Source organism: Pectobacterium aquaticum, from assembly GCF_003382565.3.
Classification (GTDB): Bacteria; Pseudomonadota; Gammaproteobacteria; order Enterobacterales; family Enterobacteriaceae; genus Pectobacterium; species Pectobacterium aquaticum.
In genome coordinates this window covers 629,816-645,078 of sequence record NZ_CP086253.1, presented here as the reverse complement: position 1 = coordinate 645,078, position 15,263 = coordinate 629,816, and the positions used below count along the sequence as shown (strand labels likewise).

The 15,263-nt window shown below is 51.2% G+C and carries 17 protein-coding genes; 13 read left to right on the top strand and 4 right to left on the bottom strand.

Translation table 11 applies throughout. The features are described 5' to 3' along the window. Positions 1 to 54 precede the first annotated feature (54 nt). Positions 55 to 1,464 (bottom strand): glucuronate isomerase, encoded by a 1,410-nt coding sequence (gene uxaC / locus DMB82_RS03025; protein ID WP_102117249.1) that lies wholly within the window; start codon positions 1,462 to 1,464, stop codon positions 55 to 57. Positions 1,465 to 1,880: 416 nt separating this feature from the next. On the opposite strand from uxaC, the gene DMB82_RS03020 reads away from it, so the two are divergent. The 10 genes from DMB82_RS03020 to DMB82_RS02975 all read left to right on the top strand — a co-directional run bounded on the left by DMB82_RS03020 (position 1,881) and on the right by DMB82_RS02975 (position 8,900). After that, a complete protein-coding gene (locus DMB82_RS03020; RefSeq protein WP_116156502.1) occupies positions 1,881 to 3,185 on the top strand; it encodes an MFS transporter in 1,305 nt (434 codons plus the stop codon). 206 nt (positions 3,186 to 3,391) lie between these two features. Next, a complete protein-coding gene (exuR, locus tag DMB82_RS03015) occupies positions 3,392 to 4,168 on the top strand; it encodes a transcriptional regulator ExuR (RefSeq protein WP_010282953.1) in 777 nt (258 codons plus the stop codon). Positions 4,169 to 4,673: 505 nt separating this feature from the next. Beyond that, positions 4,674 to 5,357, top strand: coding sequence for a DedA family protein (locus DMB82_RS03010; protein ID WP_102117247.1), 684 nt, complete (start codon positions 4,674 to 4,676; stop codon positions 5,355 to 5,357). Between the two features lie 2 nt (positions 5,358 to 5,359). Continuing rightward, positions 5,360 to 5,755, top strand: coding sequence for an EnvZ/OmpR regulon moderator MzrA (gene mzrA, locus DMB82_RS03005; protein WP_102117246.1), 396 nt, complete (start codon positions 5,360 to 5,362; stop codon positions 5,753 to 5,755). 5 nt (positions 5,756 to 5,760) lie between these two features. After that, positions 5,761 to 5,907, top strand: a complete 147-nt coding sequence (locus tag DMB82_RS03000) for a hypothetical protein (protein ID WP_226888946.1) — start codon at positions 5,761 to 5,763, stop codon at positions 5,905 to 5,907. Positions 5,908 to 6,129: 222 nt separating this feature from the next. Then, entirely contained in the window at positions 6,130 to 6,435 is a 306-nt protein-coding gene (locus DMB82_RS02995) for an ElaB/YgaM/YqjD family protein (RefSeq protein ID WP_005971326.1), read from the top strand. A gap of 13 nt (positions 6,436 to 6,448) precedes the next feature. Continuing rightward, positions 6,449 to 6,844 carry a phage holin family protein gene (locus DMB82_RS02990; protein WP_102117245.1) on the top strand — a complete coding sequence of 132 codons (396 nt, stop codon included), beginning with the start codon at positions 6,449 to 6,451 and terminating at the stop codon, positions 6,842 to 6,844. Further along, a complete protein-coding gene (locus tag DMB82_RS02985; RefSeq protein WP_102117244.1) occupies positions 6,841 to 7,131 on the top strand; it encodes a YqjK-like family protein in 291 nt (96 codons plus the stop codon). The genes DMB82_RS02990 and DMB82_RS02985 overlap by 4 nt, the downstream gene beginning before the upstream one ends. A gap of 273 nt (positions 7,132 to 7,404) precedes the next feature. Beyond that, the gene (locus DMB82_RS02980; RefSeq protein ID WP_010298854.1) at positions 7,405 to 7,800 is read left to right on the top strand and encodes a DoxX family protein; all 396 of its coding nucleotides are present in this window, start codon (positions 7,405 to 7,407) and stop codon (positions 7,798 to 7,800) included. A gap of 104 nt (positions 7,801 to 7,904) precedes the next feature. Beyond that, complete coding sequence (locus DMB82_RS02975) at positions 7,905 to 8,900, top strand: glutathione S-transferase family protein (RefSeq protein WP_116164895.1); 996 nt, start codon at positions 7,905 to 7,907, stop codon at positions 8,898 to 8,900. Between the two features lie 97 nt (positions 8,901 to 8,997). Here DMB82_RS02975 and DMB82_RS02970 read toward each other — a convergent pair whose 3' ends face one another. After that, positions 8,998 to 9,894 carry a LysR family transcriptional regulator gene (locus tag DMB82_RS02970; protein WP_102117241.1) on the bottom strand — a complete coding sequence of 299 codons (897 nt, stop codon included), beginning with the start codon at positions 9,892 to 9,894 and terminating at the stop codon, positions 8,998 to 9,000. 112 nt (positions 9,895 to 10,006) lie between these two features. Here DMB82_RS02970 and DMB82_RS02965 point away from each other — a divergent pair, with 112 nt between their 5' ends. After that, the gene (locus DMB82_RS02965; RefSeq protein WP_102117240.1) at positions 10,007 to 10,705 is read left to right on the top strand and encodes a pirin family protein; all 699 of its coding nucleotides are present in this window, start codon (positions 10,007 to 10,009) and stop codon (positions 10,703 to 10,705) included. 139 nt (positions 10,706 to 10,844) lie between these two features. Further along, positions 10,845 to 11,354, top strand: a complete 510-nt coding sequence (zur, locus tag DMB82_RS02960) for a zinc uptake transcriptional repressor Zur (RefSeq protein WP_102117239.1) — start codon at positions 10,845 to 10,847, stop codon at positions 11,352 to 11,354. 132 nt (positions 11,355 to 11,486) lie between these two features. On the opposite strand, the gene lexA is transcribed toward zur, so the two are convergent. Continuing rightward, the gene (lexA, locus tag DMB82_RS02955; RefSeq protein WP_102117238.1) at positions 11,487 to 12,095 is read right to left on the bottom strand and encodes a transcriptional repressor LexA; all 609 of its coding nucleotides are present in this window, start codon (positions 12,093 to 12,095) and stop codon (positions 11,487 to 11,489) included. Positions 12,096 to 12,205: 110 nt separating this feature from the next. Beyond that, a complete protein-coding gene (locus DMB82_RS02950; RefSeq protein WP_102117237.1) occupies positions 12,206 to 12,571 on the bottom strand; it encodes a diacylglycerol kinase in 366 nt (121 codons plus the stop codon). 129 nt (positions 12,572 to 12,700) lie between these two features. On the opposite strand from DMB82_RS02950, the gene plsB reads away from it, so the two are divergent. Beyond that, positions 12,701 to 15,178, top strand: a complete 2,478-nt coding sequence (plsB, locus tag DMB82_RS02945) for a glycerol-3-phosphate 1-O-acyltransferase PlsB (RefSeq protein ID WP_102117236.1) — start codon at positions 12,701 to 12,703, stop codon at positions 15,176 to 15,178. Positions 15,179 to 15,263 lie beyond the last annotated feature (85 nt).

Sequence of the window (15,263 nt, the reverse complement as noted above, 5' to 3'; positions counted from 1 at the left end):
TGGGAATCTTACTGCCGCGCCCTCGCGCAATTCACACCTTACGACGCCGTGGAATTACAGCTCGATAGCAAAATAGTTTTTAGCGTTATCGAAACTGATGTTTTTCACCATTTCGCCCAGCAACGGCAGGTCGGCTGGCGCTTCGCCATCTTCCACCCAGCGGCCAATCATCTGGCACAGGATGCGGCGGAAATATTCATGACGGGTATAAGACAGGAAGCTGCGGCTATCGGTCAGCATACCGACGAAGCGGCTCAGCAGACCAAGCTGTGCTAATTGGGTCATCTGACGTTGCATGCCGTCCTTCTGATCGTTGAACCACCAGCCGGAACCGAACTGCATCTTGCCCGGCATCCCTTCGCCCTGGAAGTTGCCGATCATGGTACCGAGTACTTCGTTATCGCGCGGGTTCAGACAATAAAGGATGGTTTTCGGCAGCAGGTTTTCTTCATTCTGTTTGCTGAGCAAGCGAGACAGTTCCTGAGCCAGCGGACGGTCGTTGATGGAGTCGAAGCCCACATCCGGCCCCAGCAGCTTGAACTGGCGCAGGTTGTTGTTACGCAGAGCACCAATGTGATACTGCTGAACCCAGCCGCGACGGGCATATTCCGCACCCAGCCAGACCAGAACGCCGGTCTTGAACTGTGCTACTTCATGTTCACTCAGCGTTTCACCCGCAAGACGACGCGCCAGAATGTTATCCAGCGTTGCCTCATCCGCTTCGGCAAACATCACCACATCCAGCGCGTGGTCAGACACTTTACAGCCGTGTGCCGCGAAGTGCTCCAGACGCTTGGCCAGCGCCGTTTGCAGATCGCTGAAACGACGGATGTCGGTATCGGAGACTTCACTCAGTTTCGCCATATAGTCGTTGAAGGTTGCCAGCTCAATATTGAACGCTTTATCTGGGCGCCAGCTCGGCAACACTTTGATAGAGAAGCTTGAATCCTGAGCAACGGTTTTATGGTGGCGCAGATCGTCAATCGGATCGTCTGTCGTACCCACCATTTTCACGTTCATCTGCTGCATGATGCCGCGCGCGGTAAAGTCATCGCGCTCCAGCATGGCATTACAACGATCCCAAATGTCTTTTGCCGTGCTCGGTGACAGCAGCGTGCCGGTTACACCGAACGGACGACGCAGTTCCAGGTGCGTCCAATGGTAGAGCGGGTTGCCGATGGTGTGCGGCACGGTAGCGGCCCAGGCTTCAAATTTTTCCCAATCGCTGGCATCGCCCGTACACAAACGCTCAGGCACGCCGTTGGTGCGCATCGCGCGCCACTTGTAGTGATCGCCTTTCAGCCAGATGTCATACAAATTTTTAAAGCGATAGTTTTCTGCGATCTGCTCAGGCGGCAAATGGCAGTGATAGTCAAATATCGGTTGGTCGACGGCATACTCATGATAAAGACGACGGGCAAATTCACTGTCTAACAGAAAATCTTCACTCATAAACTGGGGCATGTTCTCTTCCTTACCGTGCTTCTTGTGCACCAAATTAGTTAACCGTTAAAAGATATCACACCAATTATGCGCGATATCTCACAGTATTTGTGAGGTCATGATCGCAAAAATGTAACAAAACAGTACAATAACCCAGCATTTATCGCCGTAAACGGCTGTCTCTCTCGGTTTAAACGAGGAACTCGCTATTCCATTATAAAAATAATGGTTTTGTGATATCACTCAACTTTTAAAGTTGTATGACAAATTATTGTAGCGCTGCCTTAAGCAGGGATTCAATCGCTATCTCAAAAAGAGAAGGGGTTTCCTGTTCAACACAACAACAAAACGTGTCGCACAACATCACAAGACACATCACACCCTGATGCCACTCAAGAGACATTACGGTGTTTTTTATTGACTCGGAGAGAAAGTAAATGCGTAAAATCAAAGGATTACGCTGGTACATGATCGGCCTAGTGACCATTGGCACCGTGCTGGGATATCTGACACGTAATGCAATGTCTGTTGCCGCACCGACGTTACAAGATCAGTTGCACATCACGACACAGCAGTATTCTTACATCGTTGCAGCCTACTCAGCTTGTTATACCATTATGCAGCCTATCGCTGGCTATGTACTGGATTTGCTTGGCACAAAAATCGGCTATGCCATGTTCGCCATTCTGTGGGCCATCTGCTGTATGGGCACCGCGCTGGCAAACAGCTGGGGGGGATTAGCGATCGCCCGTGGCGCAGTTGGTATGGCAGAAGCGGCCATGATCCCTGCTGGCCTGAAAGCCAGCAGCGAATGGTTTCCGGCAAAAGAGCGCTCTGTTGCGGTGGGTTACTTCAACGTGGGGTCATCGATCGGCGCCATGATCGCGCCACCGCTGGTCGTGTGGGCGATTGTGGCACACAGTTGGGAAATGGCTTTTATCATTACCGGTGTGCTGAGCCTGATCTGGGCCCTCTGCTGGCTCGTTTTCTATAAACACCCAAAAGATCAGAAAAAACTCAGCGACGAAGAGCGCGACTACATTCTTAGTGGGCAGGAAGCACAGCACCAAACCAATAACGCGAAAAAAATGTCCGCCTGGCAGATCCTGCGTAACCGCCAATTCTGGGGTATCGCACTGCCGCGTTTTCTGGCTGAACCCGCGTGGGGGACTTTCAATGCATGGATCCCGCTGTTCATGTTTAAAGCCTACGGCTTTAACCTGAAAGAAATCGCCATGTTCGCCTGGATGCCGATGCTGTTCGCCGATATCGGCTGCATTCTGGGCGGTTACTTGCCAATGCTGTTCCAAAAGCATTTCAAAGTGAATCTGATCGTTTCCCGCAAAATGGTCGTCACGATGGGTGCGGTACTGATGATTGCACCGGGCATGATCGGGCTGTTCTCCAGCCCTTATGTCGCCATCGCCCTGCTGTGCGTCGGTGGTTTTGCGCATCAGTCGCTGTCCGGCGCGCTGATTACCCTGTCATCTGACGTATTTGGCCGTAATGAAGTGGCTACCGCGAACGGTTTGACCGGCATGGCAGCCTGGATGGCAAGCACCCTATTTGCACTGGTTGTGGGCGCACTGGCCGACACGATGGGCTTCAGCCCGCTGTTCGCGGCACTGGCCGTCTTTGACCTGTTGGGTGCTATCGTCATCTGGACCGTGTTGAAAAACCAACCGGCATCAGAAGTCGCCGCCGCGGCTGAAACATTGAAAGAAGCCAACCAACACGGATAATCCCTGCATTATCCTGGCTCATCCGGTATGATCTGCGACTGGGTGAGCCACCTCCCTCCGATAACACACCGCGATAACTGTGACCACAACATTGGTTGCTGCTATGATTAAGTGGTATAACAAATCATCCCTGAAAGATTAACGAGATAGACACTCAGGCCCTGACGTGGCACATGGACCGTCATCTATCGAGAGTAGACATCATCATGGCACTCACTGAACCCCGACGGCTATACCAGCAGTTAGCCGCAGAATTAAAACAGCGCATCGAAAGTGGTATGTATCAGGTCGGCGAAAAATTACCGGCAGAGCGCTATATTTCTGAAGAAATGAACGTCAGCCGCACCGTGGTGCGCGAAGCCATCATCATGCTGGAAGTCGAAGGGTACGTTGAAGTACGCAAGGGTTCAGGCATTCACGTTATTTCCAACCAGCAGAAGAATCCGTTCATTAATAGCGGCGATAGTGAATTCGTCGCGGCAGGCCCCTTTGAGCTGCTTCAGGCTCGCCAGCTTATTGAAAGCAACATTGCTGAATTTGCGGCCACGCAGGTGACCCGTCAGGACATCATCCAACTGATGGAAATTCAGGAATACGCACGGCAAGAAGATCGCTTTCGTGATTCTCAGTGGGATCTCAAATTCCACGTTCAGGTCGCGCTGGCAACACAGAACTCTGCGATGGCGACCATCGTCGAGAAAATGTGGAGCCAACGGATCCACAATCCCTACTGGCGCAAACTGCATGAGCACATTGACGACAAATCGATTGAAAGCTGGTGCGAAGAGCACGACCGCATCCTTAAGGCATTGATTCGCAAAGATCCTTATGCAGCCAAACTGGCGATGTGGCAACATCTGGAAAACACCAAACAGATGCTGTTTCGCGCTACAACGGATGATTTCGAGTTTAACGTCGACCGCTATATGTTCGCCGAAAATCCGGTCGTCCACCTCGACCAGATACACACTGGCAAGTCCTAAATAAGCATCCTCCCCCTTGTTTTGAGCGAAGGGGGAAAATTTTGAACCAGAGGGAAAAAGTCAGAAAACGTTGATTTCTGTCAGTGAGTGTAAAATATCGCAGAAATCCCCACTCTTCTTCGAAAAATCCCCCTAAACCGCCCCAGTTGTCGTAATATTTTTCTGTCTCAGTAACACCTATTTTGTTACAGTTAACGCGTCTTTCTTACGCTTAATCCGTCGCTTTGGATGCAAAGTCTGCCAAGACCAAACAATCCCCAAGCAACCTGTTTATCTGGTTCGCAGCGAAAAGCGAGCATCAAGTCAGACGCCAGCTTCGCTATCAGGCAGAAAAACAGAGATCATCAAAAAATCATAATCCTGTGCCCTGATATACCCTGAATAATTCGAGTTTCAGGAAACTTGACGTATGACGGGATTAACACTGTATTCACTCTTATCATGTCCAGAAGCGTGCGTGATTGTCGCCAAGGCTAAAATGCAACTGCAGTATTAGGAATACCGGATGGAATTAATCAAAGAACTGTTAAACGCACTCTGGCATCAGGATTTCGATATTTTAGCCGACCCTAAGCTGGTATGGACCATCTACATACTACTGTTTCTGATTATCTTTCTGGAAAATGGCCTGCTCCCCGCCGCTTTCCTGCCCGGCGATAGCCTGCTCATTTTAGTCGGCGTCCTCGTTGCCAAGGGCACAATGAATTATCCTTTTACGATATTTCTCCTGACAACGGCCGCCAGCCTCGGCTGTTGGGCAAGCTATATTCAGGGGAAATGGCTTGGCAATACGGGAGTGGTTCAGGGTTGGCTATCACATTTGCCCGCGCACTATCACCAACGCGCCCACCAGCTTTTCCATCGTCATGGTCTGTCCGCGCTGTTAGTTGGCCGCTTTCTGGCTTTTGTCAGAACGTTACTCCCAACCATCGCAGGCTTGTCTGGCCTGAATAACGCGCGCTTTCAGTTCTTTAACTGGATGAGCGGGTTCCTGTGGGTATTTATTCTGGTTACGCTAGGCTTTGCTTTAGGAAAAACTACAGTCTTTCTGAAATATGAAGACGAGCTGATGTTCTGCCTGATGATGCTGCCACTAGTGCTGCTGTTTATCGGCCTGTTTGGATCGCTTTTTGTCCTATGGCGTAAAAAACGTGACGCTAAGGCAAATAATGCAGAAAAAGGGAACTAACGGTGTCAATCAGCGGGTTATTTCCTAAGCTCTTCTCCAGAAAAGCAGCTCGAGTACTGCTATTGATTACGCTATCGATGATTGCATTGACGCAGTCTCAGTCACTACGCCGCTCTCAGGACGATGCGATGCTACACATCAGGCCTTATGACGGTGCCGCATTGCCCGATGGCTTTTACGTATATCAGCGTCTCAACGAAAAAGGAATTGCGATCAAAAGCATTACGCCAGAGCAAGATAGCCTGATCGTTCGTCTGGCATCGCCGGAACAGAGTATCGCGGCCAGAGATGTCCTGCGTTTGTCTCTACCCAAAGTCACGATTACCGCTCAGCAAGTAACAACCCCGACGCCCTTCTGGCAGCAAAAACTGACACAGAAACAATCCAAACTGGGGTGACGACGATGAAACTATCTCCATCCATTATTGCCTTATCCGTCCTGCTTTCCGGACATGCACTGGCGAATACCGCCAATCAGGTAGAGACCTGTCAGCAGAAAGCACAGGATATTCAGCGCCAAATTGATGAAGTACGAAAGAAAGCGGGCTGAAGCCGAGCAGAAATTGCGCGCCGCAGAACATATGGCAGGTTGCAATAGCCCACCAACACATTGCCCCTACAAAACACACCTCAACTGTTCATTTTACATTCCAAAACCAAATCACTAAAATTTACAGCGAGTTATCAGAATTGTCCGTACCGTTTAGGGCAGCATAAATCTCAGCTTCAGCTATAGTTAACGTTCAGGTTTATAACATGAAGGGTTATTAATATGGCTAAAGATCAAAATTCTGAGTACCTACGCGCCGAATTGAAATCACTGGCGGACACGCTGGAAGAAGTATTAAGCACCTCCAGCGATAAATCTAAAGCGGAACTCGACAAGCTGCGTAATAAGGCAGAAAGCGCGCTGAAAGAAACCCGCAGTCGCCTGAGCGATACGGGCGAGCGCATCGCGTCCCAAACCAAAGAAGCAGTTGAATCGGCGGACGATTATGTACGTCAGAACCCGTGGACCGGTGTCGGCATTGGTGCAGCAGTCGGCGTCGTGCTTGGCGTCCTGCTGTCTCGTCGCTAATTAGCGGATCGTTATGACGGATAAATCACAACAAGGCCCCGCAAGCGGGGTCATGGCTTCTGCTCAGCGCATCATCTCCATTATTGTCAGCATGGTGGAAAGCCGTATTCGACTGGCGGTCATTGAATTAGAGGAAGAGAAAGCCAATCTGATTCAGTTGCTGATAATGGTCGGCCTGACGCTACTTTTTGCCACTTTTGGCATTATGAGCCTGATTGCGCTGATCATCTGGGGCATCGATCCGCAGTATCGTCTTTTTGCGCTGGGGTGTATTACCGCCACCTTGCTAGGACTAGCGCTGATAGGCGGCATATGGACACTCGTGAAGGTACGTCGTTCCACCTTGCTCAAAGCGACGCGTAAGGAGCTGGCGACCGACAGATCGCTGCTGGAGGACGATCCCAAATGAACCAGCGTCAGCAGCGAGACAGAGAAAAAGCCCAGCTACTGCGCCAGATACAGCAGCAGCGGCTGGATTTATCAGCAGGTAAAAAACACTGGCTGGATACCACCGCCCGTTACGATCGCGGCTGGCAAAGCCTAATGCAGTGGCGTAAATACTGGATCGTGGGCTCCAGCCTCGTGGCGCTCTATGGCGTGCGCCATCCTAGCCGCATGATCCGCTGGGGACGCCGCCTCGTCGGGCTGTGGGGGACATTCAGGCTCGTCCGTAAAACGTTTGAGCCACGTCCGTAATCCTTCCTATCACCCCAGCCATCTGCCTTACCTATACACCACTTTTCATCTGACTTTTACCTAACGCGCTCATGTCATTACAGCGCGTTCTTGCACAATTCACTGAACATCAATTTTTCTGAAATAAAGCAACAATTATACTCGCTGGCAGCGCAAATCATCTCTCTATACTATCTGCCCATAACCTGATGGCGGGCCAAGTTTTCAGACCACACCTGCTACAACAAACAAAACAGGGCAATATAGCCCACAACAAAATTAATTGGAGAGATGATGAAAAATTTAGAAAGTACTGCACTGCTGGTTGCACGTATCTTAATGCCAATTCTGTTTATCGTTGCAGGTTACGGTAAGCTGGGTGATGCCTATGCAGGCACACAACAATACATGCAGGCGATGGGCGTGCCGACCTTCCTGCTGCCTCTGACCATTCTGCTGGAGCTGGGTGGTGGTCTGGCGGTTCTGTTCGGTCTGCTGACACGTACCGTCGCGCTGTTCACTGCCGGCTTTACGCTGCTGACTGCATTGATTTTCCACTCTAACTTTGCGGAAGGCATGAACCAACTGATGTTCATGAAAAACCTGACCATCGCTGGCGGCTACCTCCTGCTCGCTGTCACTGGCCCAGGCGCATTCAGTATCGACCGCCTGCTGGGCAAAAAGTGGTAAGACGAGCCTTTTCCGACCTGTACTACACTTAATAGTCGAACCACGAATGAGACGGCAAGCATACAAGGCTTGCCGTCGTTTTATCATCACTCACGGGAGGATTTATGGGACAACTGGTTGACGGCGTATGGCACGATACCTGGTATGAAACCAAATCTACCGGCGGCCATTTTAAGCGTTCAGAATCTGCATTCCGCAGCTGGGTAACGCCCGATGGCGCACCCGGCCTCACCGGCAAAGGTGGTTTTCCTGCCCAGTCCGGCCGTTATCATCTCTATGTTTCGCTCGCCTGCCCGTGGGCACACCGCACACTGCTCATGCGGCAGTTGAAAGGGTTAACAGATCACATCGCCGTTTCGGTGGTTCATCCACTCATGCTCGATCACGGCTGGACGTTCGGTACCGATTTTGAAGCCGCGACGGGTGACTCACTCTATCAGCACGAATTCCTCTACCAGCTCTACCTGCACGCTATGCCAGACTACAGCGGTCGGGTGACCGTGCCTGTCCTGTGGGATACCGAGCAGCACACCATTGTCAGTAACGAATCCGCCGATATCATCCGCATGCTGAACAGCGCTTTTGATGGCGTAGGGGCAACGGCGGGAGATTATTACCCAGAAGCGCGACGTGCTCAGATTGACGAATTGAACGGCTGGATTTACGACAAGATCAACAACGGTGTTTACAAAGCCGGTTTTGCGACAAGCCAGTCAGCCTATGATGAATCCGCCACAACCGTTTTTGCCGCGCTCTCCGATCTGGAACGCATTTTGGCAAAACAACGCTATCTGACAGGTGAGCAGTTAACCGAAGCCGACCTGCGGCTGTGGACGACGTTGATCCGTTTCGATCCGGTCTATCACACGCATTTTAAATGCGATAAATATCGCCTGAGCGATTATCCCAATCTGTTCGGTTTTCTGCGTGATATTTATCAAATGCCCGGCATCGCCGATACCGTCGATATGGCGCACATTCGTCACCACTACTACCGTAGCCACGGCACGATTAATCCGCATGGCGTGATTTCGCTGGGTCCAGAGCAAGATCTGAACCAGCCCCACGAGCGTGATAAGACGTTTGTCGATTTATACTAGGGTTTTGCCGATTTTCGCTAAGCAGTAGTGAAGTAGTAAACTAGTGAAATAGTGCGGCAAGGTGTGGAGCCACACCTTGCCGCAAAAAGCGCGCAATTTAAGGCTGGTTCAATAGTTTCGGAATCTCACGCAGGAACCAAGATTTCGCCTCGCCCATGCTGTCTCGCCGCCACGCCATAATAATTTGGCTTTCCATCTGATGCTCCGGTCCAATCACCAGCAAACGCCCTTCGGCAATATCTTGCGCAATCATCTGATACGGCATGGTCGCGACGCCCAATCCCGCCAACAGCGCACGCCGTTTATCATCCAGCGAACTCACCGTCAGACGTTGTTGTTTATCCAACAACTGCACGGTCAGTACCGGGCGTTCACGCGCGGTATCCGCCATCGCAATCCCACGGTATTTCACTCGGGTTGCATCCGAGAGTGGTTCAGGCTCCTGATGAATCGGATGCTCTGGGCTGGCGACATAAACGTTATTCATTGTGTACAGCTTGCGGGTATTCATTTCAGAAGACGCACGAAAATGCATGTCCGGTGCAATCACAATATCGGCGCGCCCTTGCTCAAGACGCTCCCATGCCCCAGCCAGCACTTCCGTCAGAATCGATACCTGCGTATTGGCTTTAAGTGCCAGTTTATCGATTAATGGGAAAATTCGCTGAGTCGGAATCAGCGCCTCCGTCACAATCGTCAGGTGCGTTTCCCAACCGCGTGACAGCGCCTCTGCGTCCGTCGTGAGCTTATCCGCGGCCTCCAACAGGATACGACCACGTTCCAGCAGCATCCGCCCAACATTCGTGAATTTAGTACGATGTCCAGAACGATCGAACAACACTACATCTAACTCTTCTTCCAGTTTCTGCATGGTATAGCTCAGCGCAGAAGGCACCCTACCCAGTTCGTCTGCTGCAGCGGCAAAGCTGCCACGACGATCGATCGCATCCATCACCCTCAACGCTTCCAGCGTCAGTGCTCGTTCTCTCGCCATCTTCGTACTCATTCAGGAATTTTGAATATACCCACCAGATTAACTAGCTAACAATCCAACGTCCACACAATTACTATCAGTTCAATAAATAATTCTCTGGGGGATAAAAATTATGATCACACGAAGAGCAGCAGGTCAATGCGGCCAGGCCGACTATGGCTGGTTGCAGGCGCGCTATACCTTTTCTTTTGGTCACTATTTTGACCCACAACTGCTGGGCTATGCGTCTCTGCGCGTGCTCAATCAGGAAGTATTGGCTCCAGGGGCATCATTTCAGCCGCGAACCTATCCACGGGTTGATATTCTGAATATTATTCTTCAGGGCGAAGCGGAATACCGCGACAGCAACGGCTGCCACATTCAGGCCAAAGCCGGAGATGTGCTGCTGCTCGCCACGCAGCCGAACGTCAGCTATAGCGAACATAATACCAACGCCAACAAACCGCTGACGCGGCTGCAATTATGGCTGAATGCTTGCCAAACGCGAGAAAACAGCCCGTTGCAGCGCATGGGGCTGAGTTCAGTAAATTATACGCTGCTTGCCTCACCGGAAGGTGAGCACAATAGCCTGCAACTGCGCCAGCAGGTTTGGGTTCATCATGTCGATCTCCAGCAGAATGAGCAAAGCACAATCGCGCTACAGGGAAATCAGGCGTATCTCCAACTGATTCACGGTTCAATGGCAGTAAAAGGCAGCCAGAACAGTGAAACACTGCACTGCGGCGACGGAGCCTTCATTAAGGAAGAAACGGCGTTGACGCTACAGGCAGAGTCGCCTTTGCGGGCGCTGCTCATCGATCTGGTCGTGTAGCGCTTCTGTCCGTTGTTTTTTGCAGAGAGTTGTTTTTACAGGAAGTGGTTTTCGCAGGAAAACGCCGCCAGTTCGGCGTTTTTATTCAGTCGTGGTAAGATATCCGTCTTGTTCCTCAATGCGTCAGGGTGATATGACAATGGATTCAACCCAACAGGACAAACTTCTTGCCCAGGCTGAACAGATTTGTCAGCAGCGCGCTGTGCGTCTCACGCCACAGCGGTTAGAGGTTTTACGCCTTATGGCACAGCAGTCCGGTGCTATCAGCGCTTATGACCTGCTGGACCTGTTACGCGTTTCAGAACCTCAGGCGAAACCGCCGACTGTCTATCGCGCGCTGGATTTTCTGCTGGAACAAGGCTTCATTCATCGCGTCGAATCAAACAACAGCTACGTGCTGTGTCACCATATCGAAGACCACAGCCATACATCTGCCCTTTTCATCTGCGACCGCTGTGGGCAAGTCACGGAACGTCAAACCGAAGGTGTGGAAGAAACGCTGCGTAGTCTGGCACAGCAGTCGGGATTTACGCTGCGTCATAGCGTGGTGGAAGCGCATGGGTTGTGCGGAGGCTGCCAGGAAGTCGCATTATGCAAACAGACGGACCATTGCGATCACGACCATACCGTTCCGATTAAAAAACGATAGTATCCATTGATAGAATCTCCTGCGTGACAGGACGTTGTATACAAAAAACGATAGCCCAAAAGCTATCGTTTTGTTTGAGAAGTACGAACGAATTCAGAAAAAACTCGTGCATCTCCTATTACTGTGGAACGGTTAGCTCCAGTCGCTGTTACGAATCACACCAACCGCTAAGCCTTCTATCGAAAAGCTTTGCTGACGCAGGTCGACAACAATGGGGGCAAACTCTTCATTTTCAGCGAGGAGGTGTACCGTATTGCCCTGCTTTTTCAAGCGTTTCACCGTCACTTCATCGTCAATACGTGCGACGACAATCTGGCCGTTGCGCACATCTTCTGTTTTATGCACAGCCAGTAAATCGCCATCCATAATACCGATATTTTTCATCGACATGCCACTCACCCGCAGCAAAAAATCAGCGTTAGGTTTGAACATCGCAGGGTCAACCTGATAGCGACACTCGATGTGTTCCTGTGCCAGCAGCGGTTCACCTGCGGCCACGCGACCAACCAGAGGAATACCCGTCTCTTCTTCCATCAGTAGACGAATACCACGAGAAGCGCCCGATACAATTTCAATCACACCTTTACGCGCCAGCGCTTTCAGATGTTCTTCAGCCGCATTAGGAGAGCGAAACCCCAATTGTTGAGCAATTTCCGCACGCGTTGGCGGCATTCCGGTTTGCGCAATATGATCGCGGATCAGGTCATAAACCTGCTGCTGCCTTGCTGTTAATACTTTCATTCCGCCCCCTGGTTGTTTATACAGTCTTGCTGTGAGTATATACAGGTAAGGCACAATTGGAAATGAAGATATCGGCAAAGCCCCTGACTTTTATTCATTTATGCGTGCCGTCAGGCAAAATGTTGCCAGAGGATGCAGCCCCACACGACAGCAGCGAACAAGATGGCAACAAAGACAGCCGCCGACCCAATATCTTTCGCCCGGCCGGATAATTCGTGGTGCTCAAGACCAATGCGATCGACGACCGCTTCAATGGCGCTGTTAGCCAACTCAAACAGCATAATCAGCACCACAGACCCGATCAGTAGCAGTTTCTCGACCAGCGTAACCGGCAGTAAACACGCGATAATGACGCCGACAAGGGTCAGTATTGTCTCCTGACGAAATGCCGCCTCATGCTGCCACGCCTGCTTCAGCCCCTTAAAGGAATAACCGGTCGCTTTAATAATCCGAGTTATCCCCGTTGCTTTATTCATTTATCCTCCATTATTTATACGCTAAATAATTCGCATTTTAACGCACCTACGTTGTCTCATCACCACAGATCTCCGGCGCAGTTTCTGGTATCCTTGCGGCGAATTGCTAACAAGAGGCTCCATGTTGTTATGTCAGGTTGGCGTAAGATTTACTATAAATTATTGAATCTCCCACTGAAACTGCTGGTGAAGAGCAAAGTTATTCCCGCAGATCCGGTGGTCGAGCTGGGGTTAGATCCCTCACGTCCTATACTCTATGTTCTGCCTTATAACTCTCAGGCGGATCTCTTGACGCTACGAGCGAAATGCCTGGCATTGGGGCTACCCGATCCCTCGCAGCCGTTCGAATTCAATGGCGTCAAACTGCCTAGCCACGTCTTTATCAATGACGGGCCGCGCGTCTTCCGCTATTACGTTCCCAAACAGAAATCCGTCAAGCTGTTCCACGACTATTTGGATTTGCATCGTGCCAATCCAGATTTAGACGTACAGATGGTGCCGGTTTCTGTGATGTTTGGGCGTTCTCCGGGTCGGGAAGGTCACGCTCAGGCCGCACCACACCTGCGCTTGCTCAACGGCATCGAGAAATTCTTTGCCGTCCTGTGGCTAGGCCGCGACAGCTTTGTCCGCTTCTCCAGCCCGGTATCACTACGCTATATGGCGACCGAGCATGGTACTGACAAAACCATAGCCCACAAACTGGCACGTGTCGCACGTATGCACTTCTCCCGCCAACGCTTGGCGGCAGTTGGGCCGCGCTTGCCAGTGCGTCAGGAACTGTTTAACAAGTTGCTGGATTCCAAAGCGATCAAGAAAGCCGTAGACGATGAGGCGCGCAGTAAGAAGATTTCTACTGAAAAAGCGCAGCAGAATGCGATTGCGCTGATGGAAGAAATCGCTGCTGACTTCTCCTATGAGGCCGTGCGTCTGTCGGATCGCGTATTAAGCTGGACGTGGAACCGTCTTTATCAAGGCATTAACGTCCATAACGCCGAACGCGTTCGCCAACTGGCGCAGGATGGTCACGGTATTGTCTATGTGCCCTGCCACCGCAGCCACATGGATTATCTGCTGCTGTCCTACGTCCTGTACCATCAAGGCTTAGTGCCGCCGCACATCGCCGCTGGCATCAACCTTAATTTCTGGCCAGCGGGGCCGATCTTCCGCCGTCTTGGCGCGTTCTTTATTCGCCGTACCTTCAAAGGCAACAAGCTGTATTCCACGATTTTCCGTGAATATCTGGGTGAGCTGTTTGCCCGAGGTTATTCGGTTGAATACTTCATGGAAGGCGGACGTTCACGCACGGGCCGTCTGTTAGAGCCGAAAACCGGTACGCTGGCCATGACCATTCAGGCCATGCTCAGAGGCGGCACGCGCCCCATCACGCTGGTACCGATTTATGTCGGCTACGAGCATGTAATGGAAGTCGGCACCTATGCGAAAGAGCTGCGCGGGGCGGTGAAGGAAAAAGAAGGCTTTATGCAGATGGTGCGAGGTTTGCGCAAACTGCGTAATTTGGGTCAGGGTTATGTGAACTTCGGCGAACCCCTCCCGCTGACAACCTATCTGAATCAGCATGTTCCGCAATGGCGTGACGCGATCGATCCCATCGAAGCACAGCGTCCGAGTTGGCTAACGCCGACGGTGCAGGATATCTCTATGGATATCATGGTGCGCATCAATAATTCTGCGGCAGCAAACGCGATGAACTTGTGCTCTACGGCCTTATTAGCCTCGCGCCAGCGTTCACTGACGCGCGAACAAATGCACGAGCAGTTGGATTGCTATCTGCAACTGCTACGTCAGGTGCCTTACCACAAAGATATTACGGTGCCCAAAAAGACAGCGGATGAACTGCTGGAACACGCGTTGGGCATGAACAAATTTGAAGTAGAGAAGGATAGCATTGGCGATATCATCATTCTGCCGCGCGAGCAGGCGGTACTGATGACGTACTATCGCAATAACATCCAGCATCTTTTGGTCTTGCCGTCACTGATCGCCAGCATCGTCATCCATCATCGCCGGATTACGCTTGCCGATGTCGTGCGACAGATCACGCTGGTCTATCCGCTGCTGCAAGCCGAGCTGTTCCTGCACTATTCCAAAGAACAATTGCCAAGCGTGCTGGAAACGTTGGCTAACGAACTGATTCGACAAGAGCTGCTATGTAGCCGTGACGGTCAATTAGCTATCAATCCGCCACGCATCCGTACGCTGCAACTGCTGTCAGCAGGCGTGCGTGAAACGCTGCAACGTTATGCGATTACGCTGTCCTTACTGTGCGCGAATCCAGAAATTAACCGTGGAACGCTGGAGAAAGAAAGCCGGAACATGGCACAGCGTCTGTCCGTTTTGCACGGCATCAACGCGCCGGAATTCTTTGATAAAGCAGTGTTCTCAACGCTGGTCGCGACCTTACGTACGGAAGGGTATATCACCGACAGTAAGGAAACAGCGCAAGGCGATATCCTGGAAATTTACAGCATCCTCGGCGATCTGATCACCCCAGAAGTTCGGTTGACTATCGAAAGCGCCAGCTCATCTGCTGAAATGGAAGCCAATACTCAGGCAGTAGAAAAAGTGGAAGAGACAAAGCAGGCGTAGCCAGACAGTAACGGGAAAATGGCGGATAACACGCCGCCATAAAGCCGTAAATGCGTTTGGCATAACAAACATCTCTGAGCATTCC

What these genes read in the sequence shown, in the direction of transcription:
- uxaC (WP_102117249.1), bottom strand. Translation starts at nt 1,464, where the DNA reads ATGCCCCAGTTTATGAGTGAAGATTTTCTGTTAGACAGTGAATTTGCC.
- DMB82_RS03020 (WP_116156502.1), top strand. Translation starts at nt 1,881, where the DNA reads ATGCGTAAAATCAAAGGATTACGCTGGTACATGATCGGCCTAGTGACC.
- exuR (WP_010282953.1), top strand. Translation starts at nt 3,392, where the DNA reads ATGGCACTCACTGAACCCCGACGGCTATACCAGCAGTTAGCCGCAGAA.
- DMB82_RS03010 (WP_102117247.1), top strand. Translation starts at nt 4,674, where the DNA reads ATGGAATTAATCAAAGAACTGTTAAACGCACTCTGGCATCAGGATTTC.
- DMB82_RS03000 (WP_226888946.1), top strand. Translation starts at nt 5,761, where the DNA reads ATGAAACTATCTCCATCCATTATTGCCTTATCCGTCCTGCTTTCCGGA.
- DMB82_RS02995 (WP_005971326.1), top strand. Translation starts at nt 6,130, where the DNA reads ATGGCTAAAGATCAAAATTCTGAGTACCTACGCGCCGAATTGAAATCA.
- DMB82_RS02990 (WP_102117245.1), top strand. Translation starts at nt 6,449, where the DNA reads ATGACGGATAAATCACAACAAGGCCCCGCAAGCGGGGTCATGGCTTCT.
- DMB82_RS02985 (WP_102117244.1), top strand. Translation starts at nt 6,841, where the DNA reads ATGAACCAGCGTCAGCAGCGAGACAGAGAAAAAGCCCAGCTACTGCGC.
- DMB82_RS02980 (WP_010298854.1), top strand. Translation starts at nt 7,405, where the DNA reads ATGAAAAATTTAGAAAGTACTGCACTGCTGGTTGCACGTATCTTAATG.
- DMB82_RS02975 (WP_116164895.1), top strand. Translation starts at nt 7,905, where the DNA reads ATGGGACAACTGGTTGACGGCGTATGGCACGATACCTGGTATGAAACC.
- DMB82_RS02970 (WP_102117241.1), bottom strand. Translation starts at nt 9,894, where the DNA reads ATGGCGAGAGAACGAGCACTGACGCTGGAAGCGTTGAGGGTGATGGAT.
- DMB82_RS02965 (WP_102117240.1), top strand. Translation starts at nt 10,007, where the DNA reads ATGATCACACGAAGAGCAGCAGGTCAATGCGGCCAGGCCGACTATGGC.
- zur (WP_102117239.1), top strand. Translation starts at nt 10,845, where the DNA reads ATGGATTCAACCCAACAGGACAAACTTCTTGCCCAGGCTGAACAGATT.
- lexA (WP_102117238.1), bottom strand. Translation starts at nt 12,095, where the DNA reads ATGAAAGTATTAACAGCAAGGCAGCAGCAGGTTTATGACCTGATCCGC.
- DMB82_RS02950 (WP_102117237.1), bottom strand. Translation starts at nt 12,571, where the DNA reads ATGAATAAAGCAACGGGGATAACTCGGATTATTAAAGCGACCGGTTAT.
- plsB (WP_102117236.1), top strand. Translation starts at nt 12,701, where the DNA reads ATGTCAGGTTGGCGTAAGATTTACTATAAATTATTGAATCTCCCACTG.